Consider the following 24,483-nt stretch of genomic DNA (forward strand, 5'->3'; position numbering starts at 1 on the left):
ACAGATGGGGAAGAGCAGCACGAAATCCAAGCTGTGCTCTCTTCCCCGGCTTTGCAGTAGATGCTGCCGCCTGCGCTCACCCTTGCATAGTCCAGATGAACCAGGGTTTACGCGGTCCTTGCCCATCGCGAAACCGGCAGAGTAAACTCACCCTCACACCTCATGGAAGTATCCGCCAGCAACGAAATTCCTGAGCGGCGGAGCCGTCGCCAGTCCTATTGGACAGCATTATGCTGGACAGTGTTGAGTTGTAGTTCTCTGCTGCCCGGCCTGGGCTGCCGTGAACCCGCACGCGTTACCATCGCAGTCATTCCACGCACCACGGCCAGCATGCAATGGGAACCGATGCATCGTGGCGCCGAGGCAGCCGCCGCGGATCTTGGAGTGCGCATCTATTGGAACGCGCCAATGCGGGAAGACGACGTGGGAGGACAGATTGCCATGGTGGGCCGGGTTATTGGAGAAAACTACCAGGGACTGGTGCTCGCTCCCGATCAGGCACTGGCATTGATTACACCCGTCCGTCGCGCGACCTCGCGTAAGCTTCCCACGGTCATTGTTGGATCCCCTCTGCCGATGGAACCTGGCGGCAGGCTCTCCTACATTCTGAATGATGAAGAGGAGGGCGGGCGCATTGCCGCGCGCCGGGTGGCTACTCTGCTCCACGGCCATGGTTCCATTGCCATCCTGGGCATCAACCCGGACATTGCCGGAATCATGACCCGCGCACGCAGCCTGGAACAGTTTCTGGCAGAAAACTATCCGGACATTCGTGTCGTCCAGAAGCTTATGGGCTCCTTCAACATGCCTCGCGAACAGCAGATTGCGGAGCAAACCCTGCAGTCCAATCCCGATCTGGACGCGATTGTCGCCCTTATGTGGACGTCGGCTCGCGGAGCTATATCGGCCGTCGATGCACAGCCGCACAGCCGCATCAAGGTAATCGGCTTCGATCCGGATGTGATTGCGTTTCAGGATCCGGCGCTGGATTCTGTCATCCTGCAAAACAATCCTGAAATAGGCAGGCGGGCGGTCCAGCTCATCGATGCCCAACTGCACGGGAAGACAGTGCCTCCGCTTACCACGCTGAAGCCGTTACTGGTTACGCGGGAAAACGCCGACTCTCCGCAGGTTCGCGAAATGACCTCCATGGACTGGAGGCCGGGCGCTCTGCACTGGAACTGGAGTACAACGCCGTGAAGCTGCCCACCATAAGCCGCCGTGGAATCCTGGTTGCCTCGCTGCTTGCGACTACGCTCCTGCTGGCCGGTATTGGCGTGTGGGCCCACCTGCATAGTCCGAAACGCGGCCTGCCTTACCACGATTCCTTCGCAAATGGTGAGGCGGATGAGTGGACGGCATTCGGCGGCACATGGGCGGTCGTCAACGGCTCCATGCGAAACGATTCGGATGAGCGCGGAGCCAAGCTGATCACGGGCTCTCCTTATTGGCGGGATTACTCCGTTGAGGCAGATGTGATGTTGCTGGGCCTCGCCGGGGATGCGGGTCTCATCGTTCGCTCCAGCAACGAAGAGCAGGGGGTGGACGCCTACTCTGGCTACTATGCAGGGGTGCGAAACTTTGACAACTCCCTGGTTCTCGGACGTGCGGCCCATGGATGGATGGAGGATGTTGTCCGGCTGAACTCCTTGCAAACCAAGGTTCATGCATTGCAGTGGTATCACCTGAAGGTGCTTGTCTATGGATGTGAGATCGTTGCTACCGCCGACATTCCCTCGAAGGCAGACCCCACCACGGTAGCCATCGAGGATAAGGATTGCGCCAGCTCCGGACGGATCGGCCTACGCTCGTTCTCTTCCGGAGGAGTATGGCGGAACGTAGTTGTGCGCCCGGCGACACGTGAGGACCTGGTCGCGATGCTCGCTCGAGCCCCGCTCGGTAAAGCTTCCGCGGTTCTACCATCTACGGGAGAGAACCCCGAGCACCCCGGCTTTTACTCCGCTACTCCGCACGGCGACCCGGACATGCTCCGTTCCGATCTGCGGACACAGCCCATCAGCAGTCTGCGGCTCGTCTCCTGGGCTAAACCCACCACAGCTACGGTGCATGGCGTTGTCATCCTCACCTCGCCTGCGCTTTACATTCAGGATTCGACGGGTGGCATCTCGGTTCCCCACCCCACTGCGCCACCCCTCAAGGTTGGCGACGAGGTAGAAGTGACCGGGCAGGTAACTCCCGGAGCGTTCAGTTCCGCACTGGAGCACGCCAACGTGCGGGTGCTGTGGGAGGGCGCGCCGATGCCTGCGGTCTCCGTCGCCGCCTCCCAGGCCGCTACCGGAGCCTTTGACGCAACCTTCATCGAGGTGGAAGGCCGCCTGCGCGCCAAGAGCTATGGCCCGGACAATACTCTCATCTACGACTTCGATGCGGGTCCGCAATCGTTTCGCGCCATTATGAATCGCGGCCGCGGCGAGTCCGTCTTTGGCAAGCTCAAGCTGAACAGCCTGCTCCGACTGCGTGGAGTCTGTGTGGTTTCGCCCGCATACACGCAGAACCTTACTCCCTTCGTTCTGTTGCTGCGCTCCACCGACGACATGAACGTGCTGGCAGGACCGCCATGGTGGAGCGCGGGAAATGTGATCGCAATTGCCATCGCGATTCTTCTCCTCGCCCTGGTGGCCAACTTCTTCTACAGCCGTGCAGAGCGGTGGCGTCTGCGCGCAGTGCTTGAAGAGCGCGAACGGCTTGCTCATGAGATGCACGACACCATCGCGCAAAGCTTTGCCGGCATTGGCTTCCAGCTGGAAGCGATTCGCAATGGCATTCCCAGCGAACTGCCCACCACGCATCAGCAACTCGACCTTGCCAGCGCATTGGTTCGCCATAGCCACGAGGAGGCGCGACGCAGCATCGCCACCCTGCGCCCGGAGTCGCTTGAGTCGGGAGATCTTCTTACGGCTCTGGAGATCTGTGCGCGGCGCATGGTCGCCGGAGGCGCCGTCAAAATCGTCACGTCCAGCAGTGGAGACATCCGCCAAATGCCACTGCGCCTTACAGACACGCTCTACCGTATCGGACAGGAGGCAATCGCCAATTCCATCCGCCATGCCCACCCCTCGACCATTACAATCTCGGTTGAATTCAAGAAGAATATGGTTCACCTCCTGCTCGCAGACGATGGCGTCGGCTTCACGCCGGGCGGCGACCTGCGGGGCTTCGGCGTCCGTGGCATGAGGAAACGTGCCGCTTTCATCTCCGCCGCGATTCAGATCCTCAGCGAACCGGGAAAAGGCACAACGGTGCGGGTCGTCGCGCCGCTGCCGCCCCGCCTCACCCTGGCCTCATGGCCAAAATTCTTATGGAAATTTCTTAGGGAGTACCCATCCAATGCCGAAACTACCAGGCAGCCCCATCCAAATTCTTATCGTGGATGACCACCCGGTCGTCCGCGCCGGACTTACCAGCATGCTTGGCACGCAGCCTGAGCTGAACGTGATCGGCTCCGCCTCCAGCGGCGAAGAGGCGCTCGACATGCTCCGGCAGGCCACTCCCGATGTGCTGCTGCTTGACCTCCGTATGCCCGGCATGAGCGGAGTGGACACCATGCTCGCCATCAAGCGTGCGGGCATCAACACTCGTATCATCATCCTCACCAGTTTTGAAACGGACGAGGACATCTATCGCGCGGTTCAGGCCGGCGCGCAAGGTTACCTGCTCAAAGACACCTCTCTGCGGCAGATGGTGGACGCCATCCGTGCCGTCGATGCAGGCAAGCGTTATTTCCCGAGCGATATCGCCTCGCGCCTTGCTGAGCGAATGATGCGCACCAACCTCACCTCGCGGGAGCTCGAAATCCTCAAGATGCTTGCCAAGGGCCCGACCAACAAGCAGATTGGGCACGCGCTCGGCATCAGCGACAACACGGTTCGCAATCACGTCAACAGCATCATCGAGAAGCTCGAAGTCTCCGACCGGACCGAAGCCGCAACCACAGCAATTCAGCGCGGCATCATCGACGTCGACGACTGAGACCTCCTTCTACGGAGCTTCCATTCTCGTTTGCGACTGCTGCGGCAGGTGAGGAAGAGCCGCGTCCACAACCCATCCAGCCTCTGCGCTGCGGCAGGTCATAGAACATGTGAACTATGGACCTTGCGCCCTATACGGGTGACACTAAACCACGTCGGTCTTTGTTCCAATTCTCCCCGGAGTAGCCATGCCCTCGCTGGAACGGCGTAATTTGCTAAAGCTCCTTGCACTTGCAGGGGCAGATGTATCTACCCATGCAATTAGCAGTCGCACCGCATCCGCACTGGCCTCGGCATCGCAGCAGGAGTCACGCACTCCCTCAGTTGTCAGGAACCGTGCCCCACTTGCGCAAAATGCCTTCTATACGCTTCCCCTTGGTTCGGTGCGGCCAATCGGATGGCTGCGCGATCAACTGCGCATTCAGGCCAATGGACTCGGCGGCCACCTCGACGAGACATGGAGCGACGTGGGAAGCAACAGCGGATGGCTCGGTGGCACCGGAGAGTCCTGGGAGCGCGGCCCTTACTTCCTCGACGGGCTGATACCGCTGGCCTATCTGCTCGACGATGAGCGGCTCAAGGCCAAGGCGCAGAGATTTGTTGACTGGACGCTGACGAATCAGGCCGCTGATGGCATGCTTGGCCCAAAGAGCAATAACGACTGGTGGCCGCGAATGGTAATGCTCAAGGCGCTGGCCCAGTATCAGGAAGCGACAGGCGATCCCCGCGTCATCCCCGCACTCTCTCGCTACTGTGCGCATCAGCTCTCCGTTCTGCCCGCCCGTCCCTTGAAGGATTGGGGCAGGTTCCGCTGGCAGGACAATGCCCTCGTCGTCGTCTGGCTCTACAATCGCACCGGTGATCCACAATTGCTGGACCTGCTGCAACTGCTCCATAAGCAGGGTTACGACTGGCAGGCTCAGTTCGCGGACTTCAAGTACACCCAGCCGATTACACCGGAGTTCATCAAGCTCAACAGTGGCGGCGGCCTGAGCGATCTCGCGCTCGCCACCCACGGGGTCAACAACGGACAGGCCATCAAAGCCGCTCCTGTCTGGTCCCTTGTCTCCAACCGCGACGAGGACCGCCATGCCCTGCAACGCCAGCTTCATGCGCTCGATGCATATCATGGCCTGCCCAACGGCATGTTCTCCTGCGACGAGCATTTTGCCGGACTCAATCCCTCGCAGGGATCGGAGCTCTGCACCGTGGTCGAAACCATGTTCTCGCTTGAGCAAGCCCTCGCCATCCTGGGAGATGCAGCGCTCGGCGACCGCCTGGAAAAAATCGCGTTCAACGCATTGCCTGGCACCTTTACCGATGACATGTGGGCACACCAGTATAATCAGGAGCCCAACCAGGTAGAGTGCAGCCTCCATCGCAAACCCTGGACAACGGATGGCCCGGAATCCAACCTCTTCGGGCTCGAACCCAACTTTGGCTGCTGCACCGCCAACTTTCATCAGGGATGGCCAAAGTTTGCAGCCAGCCTCTGGATGGCATCGCCGGATGACGGCCTGGTTGCGACCGCCTACTCGCCATGCGAAGTCCACGCTACAGCAGCCGGAGTCCGTGTCCATCTGCAGGAAGAGACCGAGTATCCTTTTCGCAACACGATCCGCATTACCGTCAACCCAGCCACTACTGCTCGCTTCCCTCTCAGCCTCCGCATCCCCGCATGGGCCTCTGGCACAGTCCTCAAGATCAATGGAAGATCCGAACCGGCTCCCGCGCCAGGCAGCTTTGCGCGGATCGACCGCACATGGAAATCCGGAGATCAGGTAGAGCTTGTCTTCCCTGCGGCTCTTCGTCTCGTCCGCGGTTACAACGATTCCATCTCGGTCGAGCGAGGCCCGCTGGTCTTCTCTTTCCCCATTGCGGAGAGCTGGGTCAAGTTGCAGGACCGCGGGCTGACCGCGGACTGGCAGGTTTTTCCCGCTTCGCAATGGAACTACGCCCTCGATGTAAATGCGGAGAATGTGAGTTCGCTGCCGGTTCAGGAGTTACCCGTCGGGGCAGCACCCTTCAGCCTGAAGGAAACACCCGTAAAGATAGAGGCCCGAGCGCGCAAGCTGCCTGCATGGCGAGCCGAGGACGGCGTAGCCAATCCCGTACCGCCAGGCCCGGTCACCAGTCCGCAGCCTGAAGAGAAGATCACGCTGGTTCCCTACGCAGCCGCAAAGCTTCGGATTACCGCCTTTCCGCAACTGCGAAGCTGATGCAATTCCGCTCCAGCGCCGTAGCACTACAACGCATAAGAGCACGCACACAGAAACAGGAGATAGTAATGAACGTCGGTAAGTGGATCGCAACATTCGTAGTGATGGCGGCAAGCGCATCCGCCCTAGCCCAGCAGCCAGGTCAGCAGCGCTGGACCGAGGAAAAGGCGGCGGCATGGTATGCCCGGCAGCCATGGCTGGTAGGCAGCAACTTCGTCCCGCAAAATGCCATCAACGAGCTGGAGATGTGGCAGGCCGACACCTTCGATCCCGCCGAGATCGATAAGGAGCTTGGATGGGCCGAAGGGATCGGCATGAATACGATGCGCGTCTTTCTGCAGGACCAGTTGTGGACGCAAGATGCACCTGGCTTCAAGTCGCGAATCAATACCTTCCTCGAGATCGCTGCCCGGCATCACATCAAGCCCCTGTTCGTCCTCTTCGACTCCTGCTGGGAGTCCAATCCCAAACTAGGGCCGCAGCACCCGCCAATCCCCGGAGTGCATAACTCAGGCTGGGTCCAGAGCCCGGGCGCAAAGTCCCTGATGGATCCCTCCACCTATCCGCATTTGAAGGAATATGTACAAGGCGTCGTCGGCGCATTCGCCAAGGATGACCGCATCCTGGGTTGGGACATCTGGAACGAACCCGACAATGGAAACGCCGGAGTGAATGAACCCAAAAATAAGACCCAGTTAGTGGAAGCTCTTCTGCCGCAGGCTTTCTCCTGGGCGCGCGAGATGCACCCGACCCAGCCACTGACCAGTGGAGTGTGGAAAGGCGACTGGAGCCACCCCGACAAGGAAAGCGCAATGACGAAGATTCAGCTTGCCGAATCCGACGTCATCTCTTTCCACAACTATGGCTGGCCGGAAGACTTTGCCGCCAAGGTGCAGGAACTCAAGTCCTACCATCGGCCAATCATCTGCACCGAGTACATGGCTCGAGGAGCAGGCAGCACCTTCGACACGATTCTGCCGATAGGAAAGCATGAAAATGTCGCCATGATCAATTGGGGATTCGTTGCCGGCAAGAGCCAGACGTACCTTCCCTGGGACTCCTGGAAAAGACCCTATGTGCTCACCCAACCCGACGTATGGTTCCACGATATCTTCCATGAGGATGGGAAACCCTATCGTCAGCAGGAGATCTATCTGATCCACCAACTGACCGGCCGCGGCAACGTGCAGCCTCCGTCGGCAATGCAAGGTGAGAAGTAGCTCCAGACTCACTCATCACTGTTCACGAAGCAGCCTGAAGGGGAGCGTCAATGGCAACGCAATCTCGCTTCCCTTCAGATTCGTAAGAATATCTTGCGCCGGTAGAGCCACAGCAGAAACAGCCAGTAGATACCGAGGATAGCGATGCCCAGCAGCAGCGGCTCAAGCGCAGGTCCGAGTATCTGAAATACACCGTGCCCAAGATGGATAAGCAGGCTGCTCTGGATAAAGGGTTCCGCCATGTCAGCGATCAGGTAGGCCGCAATGGAGTTGCTGCCAACGACGACTAGCGGAAATGCCCATTTGCGGTAACCCTTCCCATCAATCAGCTCGCTGAAGGCCGCCTGCAGCAGGAAGCAGACCCCTCCGCTGAACAGGACCCAGCTCGGCGTCCAGATACGTTTCACAATCGGGCAGATCCCCAGCGCATGCAGCAACAGGGATGCAGCAATGCAGGCAACTCCCACCACGATGAAGCGCTTGATTGGGAGTGCCGGAGCAGACTCGCGGAACCATCGACCCCACGCCAGTCCCAGAATCATCGTGCCCAGAGTAGGAATAAAACTCAGCGTCAAGTAGCCGCCGCCGTTGTCTACAAAACGGGACTCGCGCGGAAACAGGTTCAGGAACCATTGATCGAACGCAGCGCCCAGGTTGCTGTTCTTGTTCCAGTGCGCTGCAAAGCCGGAAAAGTTGTGGTGCCAGCCTGCAGGAACGCCAACCGCCGCATAGTCGAATCCCGGGCCGGGAGCGGGATACAGCGCCCACGCCAGCCAATATCCTCCAAGAATTACTCCTAGAATCGTCCATTGCTTGCGCGGCGATAGAAACGAAAGCAGAAAAAGGAATGGATAGCCTAGCCCAATCTGGGTCAGCGTGTCCTCAAAGGTAAAGTACGTCTGGGAGCTATGCATCGAGCGCAGGAAAATACCCAGCGACACCAGCACCAGCGCACGCCAGAATGTATGGCCGAGCATGCGCTGAAAGCTCTCTCCCTTGCGCCTGCGGCTGGCGATGGAGTAAGGAAGTGCCACCCCAACCAGAAACGTAAACGAAGGCTGAATCAAATCGTGAAGCGAGCATCCTGCCCACTCCACGTGACTCTGGTTGTAGGCGAGGAATCGCCAGATCGTGCTTCCCGGGAAAGAGTGCGCGATCTGGGAGAAATGCAGCACCTCACCCATCATCAGCAGCATCACGAAGCCCCGGTAGGCATCCACCGCAACATTGCGAGCGACCGGAGCCTGTACCGCGGTGCGCAGCTCGGCTGGCGTTGGTTTATTTGAAATTGGTTTGCCTGATGTTGGCTGGTTTGGCGCCTCGATCTCCGGCGTCTCCCGCGATAGGATCATAGGTCTATCCTCGAAGGGCCCAATTGGAAGCAATCCATCTAGCCCAATAGCCGGGAGCATCTGCTTTCGTCCACCGCTCCCGCAAATATTGTCCTGTATCTTTTTGTTTCTGTAGTGCTATCGTTATCTTGCCTTATACTTCGCATGAGAATTAGGTGTGAAGTTCGAGTATTTTTTTTCACGCAAGTCTATAGCAGCACCTGGAAAGCAATCCAGCATAACGCGAAATGGCACCGTTGAAAGCGGCGGGCCTGCAGTTGGCGAAATACGTCGAACAGCATTTTATTTTTACTTTCGGAGAATGAGGAATGGATGGTCACGATGCAGGCTCTCGCTCTTTGCTTTCCCGCAGACATTTCCTAGAACTCGGCGCCATGACAACCGCGGCAATTGGCTTGAATCAAGCCAGTGCGGCCACCTCCCATCCGGCATCGAAATCCGCACCTGGATCGAAATCCGTCATCGATATGCCTTTCACCGCCGCCAATCCTCGGGTTGGCTTCATCGGAACCGGCAACAGAGGAACCTCGCTCCTGAAGGACTTTCTGGCAGCAGACGCCCAGATCGTCGCCATCTGCGATGTCGTCGCGGAAAAGGCGCAGAACGCCCAGTCGCTCGTAGAAAAGGCCGGACAGAAGTCTCCCTCCCTCTACACCGATGGCGACCTGGCATTTGAAAAGCTGGCTGCGCGCGAAGATCTCGATTTGGTTGTCATTGCCACTCCATGGAACTGGCACGTCAAGATGGCCGTCTTCGTGATGGAACACGGCAAGCACGCCGCCGTCGAGGTTCCAGCCGCAACCACCATCGAGGATTGCTGGAAGCTGGTCGATACGTCCGAAAAGACCCAACGCCACTGCATCATGCTGGAGAACTGCTGCTACGGCTATAACGAGACTCTCATCCTGAACATGGTTCGCGCCGGGCGCTTCGGAGATCTGCTCTACGGCGAGGCCGCATACCTTCACGACCTTCGCGACGAACTCTTCTCCAGCAAGGGAGAAGGCTTGTGGCGCCGCACCGTACACACCCAGCGCGACGGCAATCTCTATCCCACGCATGGCTTGGGCCCCGTCGCGAACTACATGGGAGTCAACCGCGGCGACCTCTTCAGCTACATGGTTTCCATGAGCAGCCCACAGCGCGGACTCGACGAATATCGCAAGTCGCATCTGCAGCCGGGAGACCCCAGGCAGGCGGAGAAATACATTACCGGCGATCTGAACACCTCGCTCATTAAGACTGCGAGTGGCCTCACCATTACGCTGAAGCATGATGTCTCCAACCCGCACCCTTATGACCGGATCAACGTGATTGGAGGCACCAAGGGCGTCTTTGCGGACTATCCGCCGCGCATCTACTTCGATGGGCAACCGGGTGGAGAAGCGTGGGGCTCAATCGATGCCTTCAAGTCCGAGTATGAGAATTCGTGTTGGAAGCAGGAGGGAGAGAACGCCCGCAAACTCGGCGGTCACGGCGGAATGGACTTCGTCATGGTCTACCGGCTCCTGCAATGCATGCGGAATGGACTTGTGCCGGACCTCGACGTTTACGATGCGGCGGCATGGTCGGCACCGGGGCCGCTCAGCACGCTCTCGGTCGGCCAGGGCAGCGCGCCGGTCAAGTTCCCGGATTTCACACGCGGGTTGTGGAAGAAACGAAACGGCTCACCGATTGGAAAAGCTTAGTTCCGTGAATTCCATATCACCTGCAGCAGCACATCGGCTCTAAGATTGAGAGGGGTTGTTACATTGACTACCGTTCGGTTACGTTTTCACGCGTTCGTCGGCCTTTGTCTTTTTTTATGCCTTAGCGCTCACCCTGCAATTCATGCGCAATCGTCTTCAACCCTTTCCATCATGCCGCTTCCTGAGCATGCTCAGGTCGGCACTGGAGCCTTCCCCATCGATGGCTCATTGGGAATCAAGCTTGAGGGATACACCGAGCCCCGCCTTGTTCACGCGCAGCAGCGATTTCTCGATCGCCTTGCCGCAGAGACCGGGATTCCCATGTGGGGTACGCGGCAGAACAAGCCCAACATCTTTATCAGCACTGGCGGTCCATCGGCCAAGGTACAAAAGCTCGACGAGGACGAGTCCTATCAATTGACGGTTTCTCCGTCAGAAGTCCACCTTCGAGCCGCGAATCCCCTTGGCGTTCTCCACGGCCTGCAGACCATTTTGCAACTCGTTCAGGTTTCTCCAACGGGATTTGTGGTGCCGGCGGTAGAGATTCACGACAGCCCGCGATTTCCCTGGCGTGGTCTCATGATCGACTCCGGCCGTCACTTCATGCCCCTCGATGTCGTGGAGCGCGATCTCGACGGTATGGAAGCCGTCAAGCTCAACGTCCTGCACTGGCATTTATCTGAAGATCAGGGCTTCCGCGTCGAAAGCACCAAGTATCCCCTTCTGCAGCAGGATGGCTCCGACGGCCTCTACTACACCCAGGCGCAGATTCGCGACCTGATCGCGTATGCCAGCGATCGCGGTATCCGCGTGGTTCCCGAGTTCGATATGCCCTGCCACACAACGGCATGGTTTCCCGGTTATCCGCAACTGGCCAGTGGCAAGGGTCCCTACACGACCGCTCGCCAATGGGGCGTCCTCGATCCAGCCATGGACCCCACCCGCGACAGCACCTATAACTTCCTGGACGGATTTATCGGTGAGATGGCTGCACTCTTTCCCGATGCCTACTTCCATATCGGCGGAGATGAGTGCGATGGCAAGGAGTGGAATGCGAACCCCTCCATCCAGAGATTCATGCAGGCTCACCAGTTGAAGGACAATGCCACGCTCCAGGCATACTTCACCGGGAAGATACAAAAGATTGTCGCCAGGCACGGCAAGATCATGGAGGGATGGGACGAAGTGCTCCAGCCCGACACGCCCAAAGATGTTGTCATCCAATCCTGGCGCGGTCCGCAGTCGCTGGCAGACGCAGCGCACCGCGGCTATCGTACCCTGCTCTCCACTGGCTACTACATCGACCTGAATCAATCCGCAGCCCAACACTACGCGGTCGATCCGCTGGCCGGAGCCGCCGCATCGCTCACACCCGAGGAGCAACACCACATCCTTGGAGGTGAAGCAGCGATGTGGTCCGAGTACGTCACTCCAGAAAACATGGATACCCGGATCTGGCCACGAACCGCTGCCATTGCTGAACGGCTGTGGTCCCCGCAGGACGTTCAGGATGTCGCTTCCATGTATCGGCGGCTCGATATCGTCTCGCAAAAGCTGGAGTACTACGGCCTTCAGCCAAAGTCCATCTCCGACCTGATGCTGCGTCGCATGGCCGGCAATGCTGACCCGGCTCCGCTTCGGGTTCTGGCCAGCGTGGTACAGCCTCCCCAGGGCTATTCGCGTGGGGCGCTCACTCCTTATACAAGCCTCACGCCACTCAATCACCTGGTCGATGCCGTACCGCCTGAGAGCGACGAAGCACGCCGCTTCCTCGCCCTTGTGCAGCGGCTCGTGGCAGGCAACGCCACTCCGCAGGATTGGCAACAGGCCCGTGAATCTCTCACTACCTGGCGTGACAATGACGCAAAGCTTCAGCCCATCCTGCCGCTTTCGGATCTGACAAAGGAACTCTCTCCACTATCCGCAAACCTGCGCGAGGTCGCGGAGATGGGTCTGCAGTCTCTGGATCAACTGCAGAACCATCAGTCGATCTCCGCCGCTGAGCGGGACCAGAAGATGGCATTCCTGAAGAATTCCCAGAAACCGCAAGCTGTTTTGCTGAACAAAATCGCGCCTGCAGTTGCTACTCTTGTTGAAGCAGTCAGTCCTCGATGAAACGTGCGATCCCGAGGCTTCGGGATCAACATACCTGCCAGGCTGCTACCGTGGCCTGGCAGGTATTTCGTTTCGTGAATCCTTGCTCCCTAGCCACGAATTGAGCTTCGCTATATCTCTATGACCTCTCTCGACTCCGCACAGATTGCTTCGTTTGCCCTCGATGGCAAGAAAAAAAGCTACAACCGCTTCCTCCTGCTCGTTGCTGGGCTTGGAGGTCTTCTGTATGGAGTTGACGTCGGGATTATTGGCGGAGCCCTCCCCTACCTCGAAGCTACTTCGGGCCTCAATGCCGGCCAGCTCTCTATCATTGTTGCGGCGGTGCTGCTGGGCAGCGTAATCTCCACCCTGTTTGCCGGCCTGCTGGCGGACTGGATGGGACGCAAGACGCTCATGGCCCTTAGCGGCCTCACGTTTGTTCTCAGCATCCCCATGATCGCGCTGTCTCACGGATATGGCCCACTGTTTCTCGGCCGGCTCCTGCAGGGCATCAGCGGCGGACTTATCGGGGTCGTCGTTCCCCTCTATCTCGCTGAGTGCCTCTCCGCTTCCACCCGCGGAAAAGGAACCGGTATCTTCCAGTGGTTGCTTACCCTCGGAATCGTCGCCGCGGCTCTGATCGGAATCTACTATAGCTATCGCGTGGAGGCCGTTGCCCGCGTCTCCGATGCCGCCAGCATCCTCGCCTTTAAGGATCAGGCCTGGCGCCGCATCTTCTGGGTTTCCCTTCCTCCCGGCCTCTTGTTCGTCATTGGCAGCTTCCTGGTTGCAGAGTCTCCGCGGTGGCTTTTCCAGCACGGGAAAAAAGAACTCGCCTACGCCGCTCTCCTGCGCTCCCGCAGCCCGGAGCAGGCTGAGGTCGAGATCAAGGAGATGGAAGAAACCGCACTCGCCGCGCGTTCCAAGTCCGCAGCCGGGGCGGTCAAAGACTCGCTCCTCCGCAGAAAATATGTAATCCCGTTTGTGCTGGCCTGCGTCATCCTTTTTTGCAACACCGCCACTGGCGTCAACTCCATCATCGGATACAACACCGGCATCCTGCTGCAGAGCGGTCTCTCCGATGTCCGCGCTCACTGGGGATATGTCATCCTCACCATGGTGAACTTCCTGATGACGATTGTGGGCATGACCCTGGTCGATCGAAAGGGTCGCAGGTTCCTGATGATTCTAGGCACCGTGGGCATCACCCTATCTGTAACCGTAGTTGGTACATTATTTTTAAAGACCGAAAAATCCAACGTCGATTGCCAGAATATTGTTCAGCAGATGGTTGGCCCAGGCCAGGAACTCACGCTGCGATTTGACCAGAACGAAGCCAACAAACTGCTTGCCGCCAAGGGGTACACCGGCGGCGAGGTCAACGCCGACCATGCGTCCCTCGCCGTCATTTATTCCTACGGAGACTTCACTGCCGCAACCACATTTGTGCGCTCCGATGATCCAGCCGGAGCTCCCATTCAGGTCACCCGCGCCAGTTGTGTGCCAACGAACAGGATTGAAGCTTTTTTCAAGAACCCTTTCGCGGACCTCAACGCCGCGCGTACTGCGCCGCTCAAGATTGAACGGGCTTTGATCGGTCGCGTGCCCGATGCCAGGCATGGCTGGATGGTGGCAATTGGCCTCTATGCATTTATGGCGTTCTACGCGCTCGGCCCGGGCGTATGCGTGTGGCTTGCGCTATCGGAGTTGATGCCTACGCGCATCCGCTCCAACGGTATGAGCATCGCTCTGGTCATCAACCAGATGGTCTCCACCACGCTCGCAGCCATCTTTCTACCCGTCGTCAGCAAGTATGGCTACTCCACCATGTTCTTTCTTTTCGCGGCCTTTACAGTGGTGTATCTGATCACCGCGGCCTTCTTCCTGCCGGAGACCAAGGGCAAGACTCTTGAGGAAATCGAAGAGTACTTCGAGATGGCAGGCAAAAAGAGACACGCAAATTAAAGCAGTTGCGCCGTCGGGTCTGCCTGGGAACAGCAGGCAGGCCCGACGGCGCTCTTGCCTTCCAGCAAATTCCTGCCACGTCCTGTGGACGGGAGTCTATTTTCCGCTACACTTATCAGGGAACCAAGCTCCGGCGCGAACGCCGCCAGGCCGCACCGGGATGCATCCTTCCAGTCGATGCGCGCTCTCTGCCAAAGACGCAGGCACGCACAAAATCCGCACATTAACATAATCGAAATACGGGGAAAAATCCTCGCTGTACCATTAAGGAGTGAAGTAGGAGAAGCATGAGCGAAGGTCGTTGGGTTCTATTAATTGCCAGTGAGGTAGGTGGCACTGACTCTGTATCGGATCGCGCCATGGAGCGCCTGGTCGACGCAATCAGCGGAGAAGGATATGAGGTCGTTCGCACGTCGACACCCGAAGACGGCTTGTCACTGGTAAAGTCGGATCCCTCGCACAGCGCTATTCTCCTGGACTGGGATTTGGCCGATAACCAGTTCGATGAGCGTGCGGCTCTCAAGATCATTCGTGCCGTGCGCCGGCGTAATAAGAAAGTTCCGATCTTTCTCATCGCCGATCGCACGCTGGTCAGCGAACTTCCGTTGGAAGTCGTCAAGCAGGTGCATGAGTATATTCATCTTTTCGGCGACACGCCCGCCTTCATCGCCAGCCGCGTCGATTTCGCTGTCGAGCGCTACAACGAGCAGCTCCTGCCGCCATACTTCCGCGAACTGAAGAAGTACAACGATCAGGGAGCCTATTCGTGGGACGCCCCGGGGCACATGGGCGGAGTGGCCTTCCTCAAGCATCCTGTCGGCATGGAGTTCCATCGCTTCTTCGGCGAGAATCTGATGCGTTCCGACCTGGGCATCTCTACTTCACCACTGGGTTCGTGGCTCGATCACATTGGGCCTCCGGGAGAATCGGAGCGCAACGCTGCACGCATCTTTGGCGCAGACTGGACCTTTTACGTTCTCGGCGGCTCGTCGAACTCTAACCAGATTGTCGGCCATGGTGTGATCGCGCAGGACGATATCGTTCTCGCCGATGCGAATTGCCACAAATCCATCTGCCACTCGCTGACGGTGACCGGAGCGCGCCCCGTCTATCTAAAGCCTACGCGCAATGGCTATGGCATGATTGGGCTTGTCCCCCTCAAGCGCTTCAGCCCGGACTTTATCCGCCAGCTTATTGAGAAGAGTCCCATCACCCCTGGCGCTAGATCCCAGACTCCGACCTATGCAGTTGTCACCAATTCCACTTATGACGGGCTCTGCTACGACGTCAACCGCGTAGTGACTGAGTTGGCGCAGAGCGTGCCGCGTGTCCACTTCGACGAGGCCTGGTACGCCTACGCAAAGTTTCACCCAATCTATAGTGGGCGATTCGCCATGGACGTTCCTGATGACATGCCGGAACGCCCTACCCTCTTCGCCGTACAGTCTACGCACAAGATGCTGGCTGCCTTCTCCATGGCGTCCATGGTCCACGTAAAACTGAGCCCGCGTGCGCCGTTGGATTTCGACCAGTTCAATGAGTCGTTCATGATGCACGGCACAACCTCTCCGTTCTATCCGCTCATCGCATCGCTCGACGTGGCCGCCGCCATGATGGATGAGCCCGCCGGTCCAACGCTGATGTATGAGACGATTCAGGATGCCATCAGCTTCCGCAAAGCGATGTCTTCCATCGCTCATCGTCTGCGCTCGGCAGAAGACGGCTGGTTCTTTCGACTCTTTCAGCCGGACCAGGTGACGGACCCGCAGAATGGCCAGTCCTATGTCTTTGAGGAAGCGCCTGATCTCCTGCTCGGCACGGACCCAAGCTGCTGGACTCTTAAGCCGGGCGAGCCATGGCACGGCTTCCAGGCAGACGATATCGCCGATGAGTACTGCATGCTTGACCCAACCAAGGTCACGATTCTCATGCCCGGCGTCAACGCCCAGGGGCAGGTAAGCGACTCTGGAATTCCCGCAGCCATTCTTACTGAGTTCCTGGATGGCCGCAGAGTCGAGATCGCGCGCACCGGCGACTACACCGTCCTGGTCTTGTTCTCGGTTGGAACGAGCAAGGGAAAGTGGGGTAGCCTGCTGGAAAATCTGTTTGAGTTCAAGCGACTCTATGACAGCGAAGCCCCGCTGGAAGAGGCCCTTCCTGAACTCGTCTCCAAATATCCAGCGCGTTACCGCAATGCCACGCTCAAGGATCTGAGCGACGAAATGCATGCCGCAATGCTTCAACTCAATCTTCCCGGCCTGGTAGGGGAAGCTTGCGACGAGGACTTCGACCCGGTACTCACTCCAGCGCAAACGTATCAGAAACTGTTACGAAATGAGACGGAGAAGATCCGTTTTACCGACATGGCCGGGCGTATCGCAGCCGTGATGCTTGTTCCCTATCCTCCGGGCATTCCCATGAGCATGCCGGGGGAGCGGTTAGGCAGCATCGACAGCCCCGTCATTCGGCTCATCCTTGCAATGGAGGAGTTCGGCAAGCGCTTCCCCGGGTTTGAGCGCGAGGTCCACGGTATTGAGGTCGACTCGCAGGGCAACTATTGGATGCGCGCGGTGATCGAATCTCCCGGAGAGAAGAAGAACGGCAAACAACGCCCGCCCAGTTCCGCACCTCCGCTGAAGAGAAGACGGCGCTCTCCCCCTGCACTTAAAACACCAGAGCCGCCAGAACTTCCGCACATCTAGTTTAAAAAAGGCATCTCGCAACAGCTCGCGAGATGCCTTTTTGCTTTGCAAGGTATTCCGTCATCCGCCTGCCTACCAGGCGATCTTCTCCGGCAGGAACTCCGCAAATAAGTCGTCGTAGTAGGGCTTTAGTTGCCGCATATCCGGCTTCGCGTGCCCCTTCGAATAAAGATCGTAGGGATTGAACTTCTTCACCCACTCCAACATTGCACGGTCCTTCTCATTCGTAAGGTGGGTATACGCGCCGTGGCTGTGCCAGGGATAGAAGGAGTGGAAGCGCAACATGGAGAGCGCTTCGTCGCGCAAATAAGGTTTCATCACTTCGGCAATATAACCATCGTGCCCGAAGGACATATGGATATTTTCAAGACCGCAGTTCGGCTCATACATCCCATACTTGGTCTGGTATGCGGGATTCAACGCATCGGGATTCTTCTGAAAGTATTCTCGAAACACGATCGTATCCGACCACGCGCAGCCCACTGGAAACGTATCGCCAACCACTCCCCACTGCGGCTCGCCATAGAGGCAAAGGCATTTCCCCAGATCGTGAATAAAGCCGGTAAGGATCATCCAGCGCGGCTGCCCGTCGCGACGCATCGCCTCCGAGGTCTGCAGCAAGTGCTCCATCTGGGTCAGGTCCGTATCGGGATCGCTGTCATCCACAAGCGTATTCAGATATTCGGCTGCCTCCCATATCGACTTCTGGCCACGCGTCAAACCAAAGTATTGCTTTTCCTTGCCAAGCACGTAATCGACAGTCTGGTTCTCATGGTTGAGCCGATAGAACTCGGCGACTTCAGGATTGGCAGTTGCATCGTACTGCCGAAACTCCTCTTCCGTCTTCCCCTGTTTGTATCGGCCTTCCAGGAAGTCATCCCATTCGTCCAGATTCTTGAGCGGCTTTGAATCCATTGGAGCAGCTGCACTCATTTCGGTTCTCCCTTCAGGCTGACCTGCATCCTGATAGCTTTCAACCATGTGAGAAGCGCTCAGCGCCAATGTCAGTGCATCGCGAAGTTCAGCTCACACAGGTTAAGACGACTTTCTGGTTGTCCTCCACATCTCCCATGCAAAGCCTGCGAGAGTGAGCACTAAAACAAATGTCAAAACGAGAACCCACCGGAGGTTCATCGCCAATGGAGGGATGGATGCCTTCCACCCCAGCCACAGAAACGTTCCAATCGCGGTTGCAACGATCAGGTAATCCCACCAGTCCCGCCGATCACTCCGGTTCACCGATTCGCTGTATGCGCGGAGCACTTGATGATAGTCAAGATCATATCTTCGGCATTCGCGGATCAGGGCATCGTTCGTGGAGGTGTGCTCGCGCTCTGTCGCCACCGCCGTGCTGATTGCCAGAGCACCTAAAATCATCACGCTGGAACCCAGAAGCACTAGCAATTTATGATGCCAATCCGCACCCGCAAGTTCTCCAAAAACAAGAGCTCCCCAGGCAAGTCCCCATAACTGATTTGTATTCGAGAGCGGTATGGCGCGCCCAATTCCTAGATACTTCGTTGCGTACTGCTGAAAGAGATCTCCAATTACCCAGACGAAGCCTCCCAGAAATAGCCAGAAGAGCATATGCCTGGTTTGCGCCAGATGAAAAACCGGAGAATGCAGGCCGCCATCCAGAGCGAGAACCAGTGCGAAAACCGTGCCCAACTCGCCGACCGTAAACACGGTGACAAAGGAGAGGGGATTCATTCCGCTGATGTAAGCCTTGCGATAAGGCACATACATGGTTCCCCATAACAGGCTTGCTCCTATGGCGGCCAGAATGCCGCTCACTGCGCGCGGTGCAGGAGCTGCGCCATGATGAATCGTGCTGAATCCAAGCATGATCGCGGCTACCACGATGGCCAAAGCGCCGAGGACTACCTTCGCCACGTTCTTTCTGTCCGCGTGCTTGAGTTCGCCGAACAAAAGCCAGCCCCACAAAATGCCGATCAAGGAATTTGTATTCCACAAGGGAAACGCAATCGTCAGGCCGACGTCCCGAATAGCAAAAACAGTAAGCGTATTTGCCACCGCCCAAAGCGCACCCGCCAGAATCGCCCAGGGAATGAGGTGCTTGTTGTCACCCAGATCTGCGAATACCGAGCGCGTTCCCTTCAGAAGCGTTGGGAAGGTCCACCTTGCAATGAAGACACCCGCAACCATGCAAAGCGAAATTGCGAATGGAGAGAATCCTGAATTCACAAGCTTTGTAGGGGCCTCAGCAGCTCCCAGCCACACGCCCGCGGCCAGTCCGCAAAAAACGCCTAGCGTGTGGGTAGAAGCGAACCTCTTTAGCGCCGACCTGGTATCCGGCGCGTTGACTTGAAGTACTTCTTTCATTCAGGACACCTTAATGTGCAGTTGGTCCTTTCGCGCGCCTAAGGCGGGTAGTCGCAACAAGATCAACCAGAGACTGGAAGTACTCTAGTGTAGGACGACCAAAAGAGCGAGCCCGATCAACAAGACTATTATTGGTATTACGAAGTGGCTGTCCGTTAGAACTGCTTTTACTGTCTGTCCTCGGGTCATCTTCTATCCACCTTGGGGATTGCGATTGGGAGAGTCAGTGTGGACTCAACTCTCTGCTCCCGGTCCCCCGCGCGTCCAATGAGGGCTTGGCTCCAACGTCATCGCTCCCGCAGTCAGCGTCATGGCTTGCGGAGATCCCTGTTTCCTTTTGGAGTCGCAGCGGTGCTCTTTCCAGAAGAACACAGAATGCAGAGTTCCTGCACGATGCCTTTTCCCTCAGCCACGGTGAAGATCCGATCCACGGCGGGCAGAGTTACTTTTTCGATGAGACCACTGGCCCAGTGTATCGCAACGAGATCCACTCGTTTCGCATCGCCAATTCCGAGGTAAGCGCGAAAGTCGTTCGACGAAGCAAGCTTCTGCCGCTGATCACGTCCGCACGTTGCCGCATTAGTGTCGGCGGGAGATCCATGTTGCGCAGCCGGAGTGGCCGCCAGAAAGCAGCCCATGCCTGACGCGGGCGCGCAGGCCGCTCTCTTCTCTTGTAAAAACAACAACTACTTTGCCAGGTGCTCTGCTCAAATGCCGCAGAGATGCACCTGAACGCCAAGCTCGGCAAACATCGCGGCCTTCGCAGCCAGCGCACGATCGGCAATTTGCGGTGTGGGAGCATAAGCCACACTCACATGATTAGCGTGATGCCTGGCCATGAACTGGCTCTGCGAGACTCCATGCAGCACTACATGCATCATGGGCCATTGTGGCGTCGTAGCCTGCCAGCGACGCTCGGTCTCTTCGGCAGGTAGTTCGACTGCCGTAGCGCGGCCCATGTCTACGTGCACCCGTCCACCTTCCACAAAAACGCGGCTCCAGACCACTGGCCCCGGTTTGCAGACGCCTTTCAGCGTGCCTCCGCCCAGGGGGAAAAACATCGGCGGCTGGCGCTCGCTTACTGCCTTGGCGTATCCACCACTCAAGTGCGACGCAGGCACTGCACCCGATATCTGAAATACCCATACGAAGTCGTCGATGCCCTGCCCCTTATAATGCTCACCCCAGCGAACATCGTGCAGCGTGGTCGCAGGATCCAGTTGCATGGAGTTCCAGACGCGGTTGGTGATCAGAGCATCCAGGCCGGCGCCTTCATCCACTTCATTGAAGTGCGGCAGCGGTTGCCCTGCGTAGAGCTCACGTCCATCTTTTGAGAAGACCGGAGGCCGCTCCGCATTGTTCAGCAGGCCCTCAACCAGGTCCGACGCCGGAACCATGTCCTTGAGGCCCTGCTGATACTGAATGCCAATGACATCGCAACCAAAGTCAGCGGCAATGCGCATCGCGGCGATATACATTTTGCACTGCGCCAGGATCTGCGCGTCGGTCAGGTCCGTTGCTTCGTTTGGACCGGTCTTGAAGGTCATGCCGCGCTCATCCATCCAGGTGCGAACCTTTTGCGCTTCGGCATCGGAGATGTCGCGCATGGCGGCGACCAGCGCAGACTGGCTCAACCGCTCTTTGTATACACCCAGTGGATTGAGAAGATAATCTTCGATGATTGCGTTATACATGCCCATGCAGCCTTCATCGAAGACACCCAGAATTGCCTTGCGCGATTGGAGCAGCTTCGCCAGCGAGCGCCCCAGTTCGCGCTCTGCTGCAGGTGCAGCCGACACGTCAAAATCATGCACGTGGCTCAGATCATGATCCACTTTGTGCTCGATCAGCCATTGCCGCAGACCCTTGCGAAAGTCTTCGTCATCGAAGTTCTTGCTCCATAGAGTACTGAACGTTGCACCTGCCTTATACAGGCAACCATTCAAGTTCAGCATTCCGACCAATCCGGGCCATTCCCCTGACCAGTTCGCTACCGTAAGGATCGGCCCGCGATGGCTCAACAAGCCGGCAAGAACGTGGTTGCTGTATTGCCACACAGCCTCGGCGACTACCAGAGGAGCATCCGAAGGAATATGCGTGAAGACGTCCATGCCCATGCGCTGGTTGTAAATGAAGCCGTGCTTCAGGCCTGCATCGTAAGCATGGGCACGGCGCAATGTGAATCCCTCGGCACGGAATGCCTCGGTCAGCTTTGCTTCCATCGCCGACTGTGCGGGCCAACAAACCTGGTTCGCGGATTGGCGCAAATCTCCGCTGGCAACCAGTAGCACTTCCTTGGCTCCCACGGGAGCTGGTGTTTCTAACTCCGGAACAACGTATCCTGCCATGGACTGACTCCTTTGCCGTCTCTTCAGCCTGCCGTAGTTTTAGCCGCGGCACGATTGGATCCATCCGCTTCCAGCCTGCGAAAGCGAGCATACGCTTCATCCCATCCACTGCATGGATGAGGATCGAATGTTGAACATTGCACCGACTCCCCTATAGCGGAACGGCCACTGTGTACATCTGCGAGTTGTCCCCTGGCGATAGCCTGCAGCAGCACGTTCCCCAGCGCCCCGGCCTCCACGGGTCCGCTAACCACCTGCCGGCAGCAGGCATCTGCAATCATCTGACAAATCAGCTGATTCATGCAGCCGCCACCCACAATACGAATCGTTCGGAATTCCCTTCCCGTTACCGATTCCAGCGAGTCAAGGACAGAGCGATACTTCAGGCTCAGGCTCTCGAATGCGCAGCGCGCAATCTCACCCACGGTTTCGGGCACGGGCTGGTTGGAATCCAGACAGTAGCGGCGTATCGCGGCAGGCATATCGCAAGGAGCCTGAAACTCTTCCGCATCAGGATCAATCAGGCATTGGAATGCTCGCACGGCACCTGCGCGAGCCGTCAGGGCAGCCCAACTATAGTCAGAGCCTTCCGTCTTCCATTGACGTACGCACTCCTGCACAATCCATAGTCCCGTCATGTTCTTCAAGAGCAGGAAGGAGCCGTCTGCACCGCCCTCGTTGGTAAAACCCAACTGCAACACGCGCTCCGATGTATCGGGCTCCCGCAACTCAACGCCCATCAGGCTCCAGGTTCCGCTACTAAGAAAAACGCTGTCCTCGCTCATGTTGGGAATCGCAGCGACGGCACTGGATGTGTCATGGGAAGCGACGGCAATGACCGGGAAGGAATGCTGCAGGCCACACTCTTTGAGTAGCTGCCCCTGCACTGGAGAGAGCACTGTTCCAGGCCGAGTGGGCTGCGGAAGAATGCGAGTGGGAATGCCCAGTTCGTCAAGCATCGCACGCGCCCAATCATGCCGGGCCGGCGAGAACATCTGTGTCGTCGTCGCCTCCGTATACTCGATGATCTTGTCGCCGGAGAGGAAGTAAGTGAAGAGATCCGGAATCATCATCAACCGCTCCCCAGCGGCCAAAAGAGGATCGTTGGCTTCGACCATGCTGTAGAGCTGAAACAGCGTATTGATTTGCATGGTATGGGCACCGGTCTCAGCCAAAATCCGCTGTTCCGGCACACGCGCAAAAACCTTTTCTGGGACGCCAGTGGTGCGGCGATCGCGATAGTGAGAAGGATTCGCAAGCAGGCGACCGAACCGGTCCAGCAATCCGAAGTCAACCCCCCATGCATCTACACCGATGCCGAGCGGTGACTCCGGGAAACGCCCGCGATATTGGGATAGGCCAATCTGAATCTGCGACCAGATACCGAGCACGTTCCAATAGAGATGCTCTCCAACTTGAACGCCGCCATTGGGAAAGCGATGCAGCTCTTCCATCGCAAATCGCCGCCCGTCCCAGCGTCCGGCCATGACCCTTCCGCTGGCAGCTCCCAGATCGACGGCGACATAATTGGCTGTAGCCGTCATCTCTCGTCCTCGAGATACGAGAGCACGAGAGAAGTCATTTGTTCGGTCAACCGATTGATCTCCGCATCACTCATCGAATGAGGCTTGCCATTCCCGGGGGGAATGTCGCGTTTCCCATAGTTGCCATTCGGCGCGGCATCCTCGGTCGGCGTCGGCTCCAACGGAAATCGCTTGTCCGGCAAGCCGAGCTTCTTCTTTATGGCCAGCAAGTCGCGGATTTTGTCAGGCGGAATTTCAGGCAGAGGAGTCCTCAGTTGCGAGGCGATCATCAGTGTCTTGCAATAGTTCTCCAGCACTTCTGCATACCATTCCGCATGCGTCACCGTGTCTGCCCAGCAGACAATCCCGTGGTTCCTTAACAGAATCGTGTTGTGCTGCTTGACGAAAGGGACAACGGTCCGCGCAAATTGCAGCGTGCCTGGTGTTTCATACTCAGCCAAAGCAACAGGACCAACGAATACCTCCTGCTCCGGGACAAGATTGCCCTGCGGAATTACGCCTGCCACCGCATGCGCAGTTGCGTAAGGGGGGTGGCAATGGATCACCGCCTTCGCTTCGGGCACGGTCTTGTAAATTTCCAGATGGAGCAGGATCTCGCTGGTGTGCGGCCGCCTGCCGCAGATCTGCCGGTTCTCCATGTCCACAAGGGACAAGTCCTCAACCCGCAAATCTCCCTTGCTGCAAAGCGTGGGAGTGGACAGAACATAGTCGGACGACACACGTGCCGAGATGTTCCCTCCATTGCCGTCAACATATTGGCGCTCCCAAAGCTTCCGTCCGGCGGCGAGGATCTCTTCCTTCAGCGCGTTTACGGCGGGAGATTGAAAGAGCTGTTGAGGTTCGTCCGAGGCGCTTGAAGTACTCTCGCGCGCGGCAAAGCACTCCAACACGGCTTTGCGGAGGATGGTTGAGATAACCGTAGACTGCAGGGTTTCCATTGGCTTCCTGTGAATAATGGTGAACTATAGAGCATCGTTTCAAGCACAGTCAACCGACCAGGCATTGGAGTCATCTCTGCC

15 protein-coding genes are annotated in these 24,483 nt (G+C 57.7%); 9 read left to right on the forward strand and 6 right to left on the reverse strand.

Annotation, left to right across the window (positions count from 1 at the left end; translation table 11 throughout):
* The first annotated feature begins 243 nt into the window (after positions 1 to 243).
* The 5 genes from VM554_05430 (at position 244) to VM554_05450 (ending at position 7,428) form a co-directional block, all read left to right on the forward strand.
* Entirely contained in the window at positions 244 to 1,200 is a 957-nt protein-coding gene (locus tag VM554_05430; GenBank protein ID HVJ07804.1) for a substrate-binding domain-containing protein, read from the forward strand.
* Complete coding sequence (locus VM554_05435; protein ID HVJ07805.1) at positions 1,197 to 3,395, forward strand: histidine kinase; 2,199 nt, start codon at positions 1,197 to 1,199, stop codon at positions 3,393 to 3,395. Before VM554_05430 ends, VM554_05435 begins: the two co-directional genes overlap by 4 nt.
* Positions 3,349 to 3,990, forward strand: coding sequence for a response regulator transcription factor (locus VM554_05440; GenBank protein ID HVJ07806.1), 642 nt, complete (start codon positions 3,349 to 3,351; stop codon positions 3,988 to 3,990). The genes VM554_05435 and VM554_05440 overlap by 47 nt, the downstream gene beginning before the upstream one ends.
* 187 nt (positions 3,991 to 4,177) lie before the next feature.
* Positions 4,178 to 6,208: a beta-L-arabinofuranosidase domain-containing protein gene (locus VM554_05445; protein HVJ07807.1), complete on the forward strand. Its 2,031-nt coding sequence runs from the start codon at positions 4,178 to 4,180 to the stop codon at positions 6,206 to 6,208.
* Between the two features lie 68 nt (positions 6,209 to 6,276).
* Positions 6,277 to 7,428, forward strand: a complete 1,152-nt coding sequence (locus VM554_05450) for a cellulase family glycosylhydrolase (GenBank protein ID HVJ07808.1) — start codon at positions 6,277 to 6,279, stop codon at positions 7,426 to 7,428.
* A 74-nt stretch (positions 7,429 to 7,502) separates the two neighbouring features.
* Here the strand turns inward: VM554_05450 and VM554_05455 are convergent, their stop codons facing one another.
* Positions 7,503 to 8,780 carry a hypothetical protein gene (locus VM554_05455; protein ID HVJ07809.1) on the reverse strand — a complete coding sequence of 426 codons (1,278 nt, stop codon included), beginning with the start codon at positions 8,778 to 8,780 and terminating at the stop codon, positions 7,503 to 7,505.
* 374 nt (positions 8,781 to 9,154) lie between these two features.
* On the opposite strand from VM554_05455, the gene VM554_05460 reads away from it, so the two are divergent.
* From VM554_05460 to VM554_05475, 4 genes are all read left to right on the forward strand, one after another.
* A complete protein-coding gene (locus VM554_05460; protein ID HVJ07810.1) occupies positions 9,155 to 10,468 on the forward strand; it encodes a Gfo/Idh/MocA family oxidoreductase in 1,314 nt (437 codons plus the stop codon).
* Between the two features lie 171 nt (positions 10,469 to 10,639).
* Complete coding sequence (locus tag VM554_05465; GenBank protein HVJ07811.1) at positions 10,640 to 12,583, forward strand: family 20 glycosylhydrolase; 1,944 nt, start codon at positions 10,640 to 10,642, stop codon at positions 12,581 to 12,583.
* Positions 12,584 to 12,703: 120 nt separating this feature from the next.
* Positions 12,704 to 14,527 (forward strand): MFS transporter, encoded by a 1,824-nt coding sequence (locus VM554_05470; GenBank protein ID HVJ07812.1) that lies wholly within the window; start codon positions 12,704 to 12,706, stop codon positions 14,525 to 14,527.
* A 287-nt stretch (positions 14,528 to 14,814) separates the two neighbouring features.
* Positions 14,815 to 17,229, forward strand: coding sequence for an Orn/Lys/Arg decarboxylase N-terminal domain-containing protein (locus VM554_05475; GenBank protein ID HVJ07813.1), 2,415 nt, complete (start codon positions 14,815 to 14,817; stop codon positions 17,227 to 17,229).
* Between the two features lie 72 nt (positions 17,230 to 17,301).
* Here the strand turns inward: VM554_05475 and VM554_05480 are convergent, their stop codons facing one another.
* The 5 genes from VM554_05480 to VM554_05500 all read right to left on the reverse strand — a co-directional run bounded on the left by VM554_05480 (position 17,302) and on the right by VM554_05500 (position 24,402).
* On the reverse strand, positions 17,302 to 18,162 hold the full coding sequence (locus tag VM554_05480; protein HVJ07814.1) for an inositol oxygenase family protein: 861 nt from the start codon (positions 18,160 to 18,162) through the stop codon (positions 17,302 to 17,304).
* Between the two features lie 102 nt (positions 18,163 to 18,264).
* The gene (locus VM554_05485) at positions 18,265 to 19,572 is read right to left on the reverse strand and encodes a GRP family sugar transporter (protein HVJ07815.1); all 1,308 of its coding nucleotides are present in this window, start codon (positions 19,570 to 19,572) and stop codon (positions 18,265 to 18,267) included.
* A gap of 707 nt (positions 19,573 to 20,279) precedes the next feature.
* On the reverse strand, positions 20,280 to 21,920 hold the full coding sequence (locus VM554_05490; protein ID HVJ07816.1) for a hypothetical protein: 1,641 nt from the start codon (positions 21,918 to 21,920) through the stop codon (positions 20,280 to 20,282).
* Positions 21,921 to 21,943: 23 nt separating this feature from the next.
* A complete protein-coding gene (locus VM554_05495) occupies positions 21,944 to 23,464 on the reverse strand; it encodes a rhamnulokinase family protein (protein ID HVJ07817.1) in 1,521 nt (506 codons plus the stop codon).
* Positions 23,461 to 24,402 carry a class II aldolase/adducin family protein gene (locus VM554_05500; GenBank protein ID HVJ07818.1) on the reverse strand — a complete coding sequence of 314 codons (942 nt, stop codon included), beginning with the start codon at positions 24,400 to 24,402 and terminating at the stop codon, positions 23,461 to 23,463. The genes VM554_05495 and VM554_05500 overlap by 4 nt, the downstream gene beginning before the upstream one ends.
* Positions 24,403 to 24,483: the final 81 nt, after the last annotated feature.

The sequence above is a fragment of the Acidisarcina sp. genome, assembly GCA_035539175.1.
Lineage (GTDB): Bacteria > Acidobacteriota > Terriglobia > Terriglobales > Acidobacteriaceae > JANXZS01.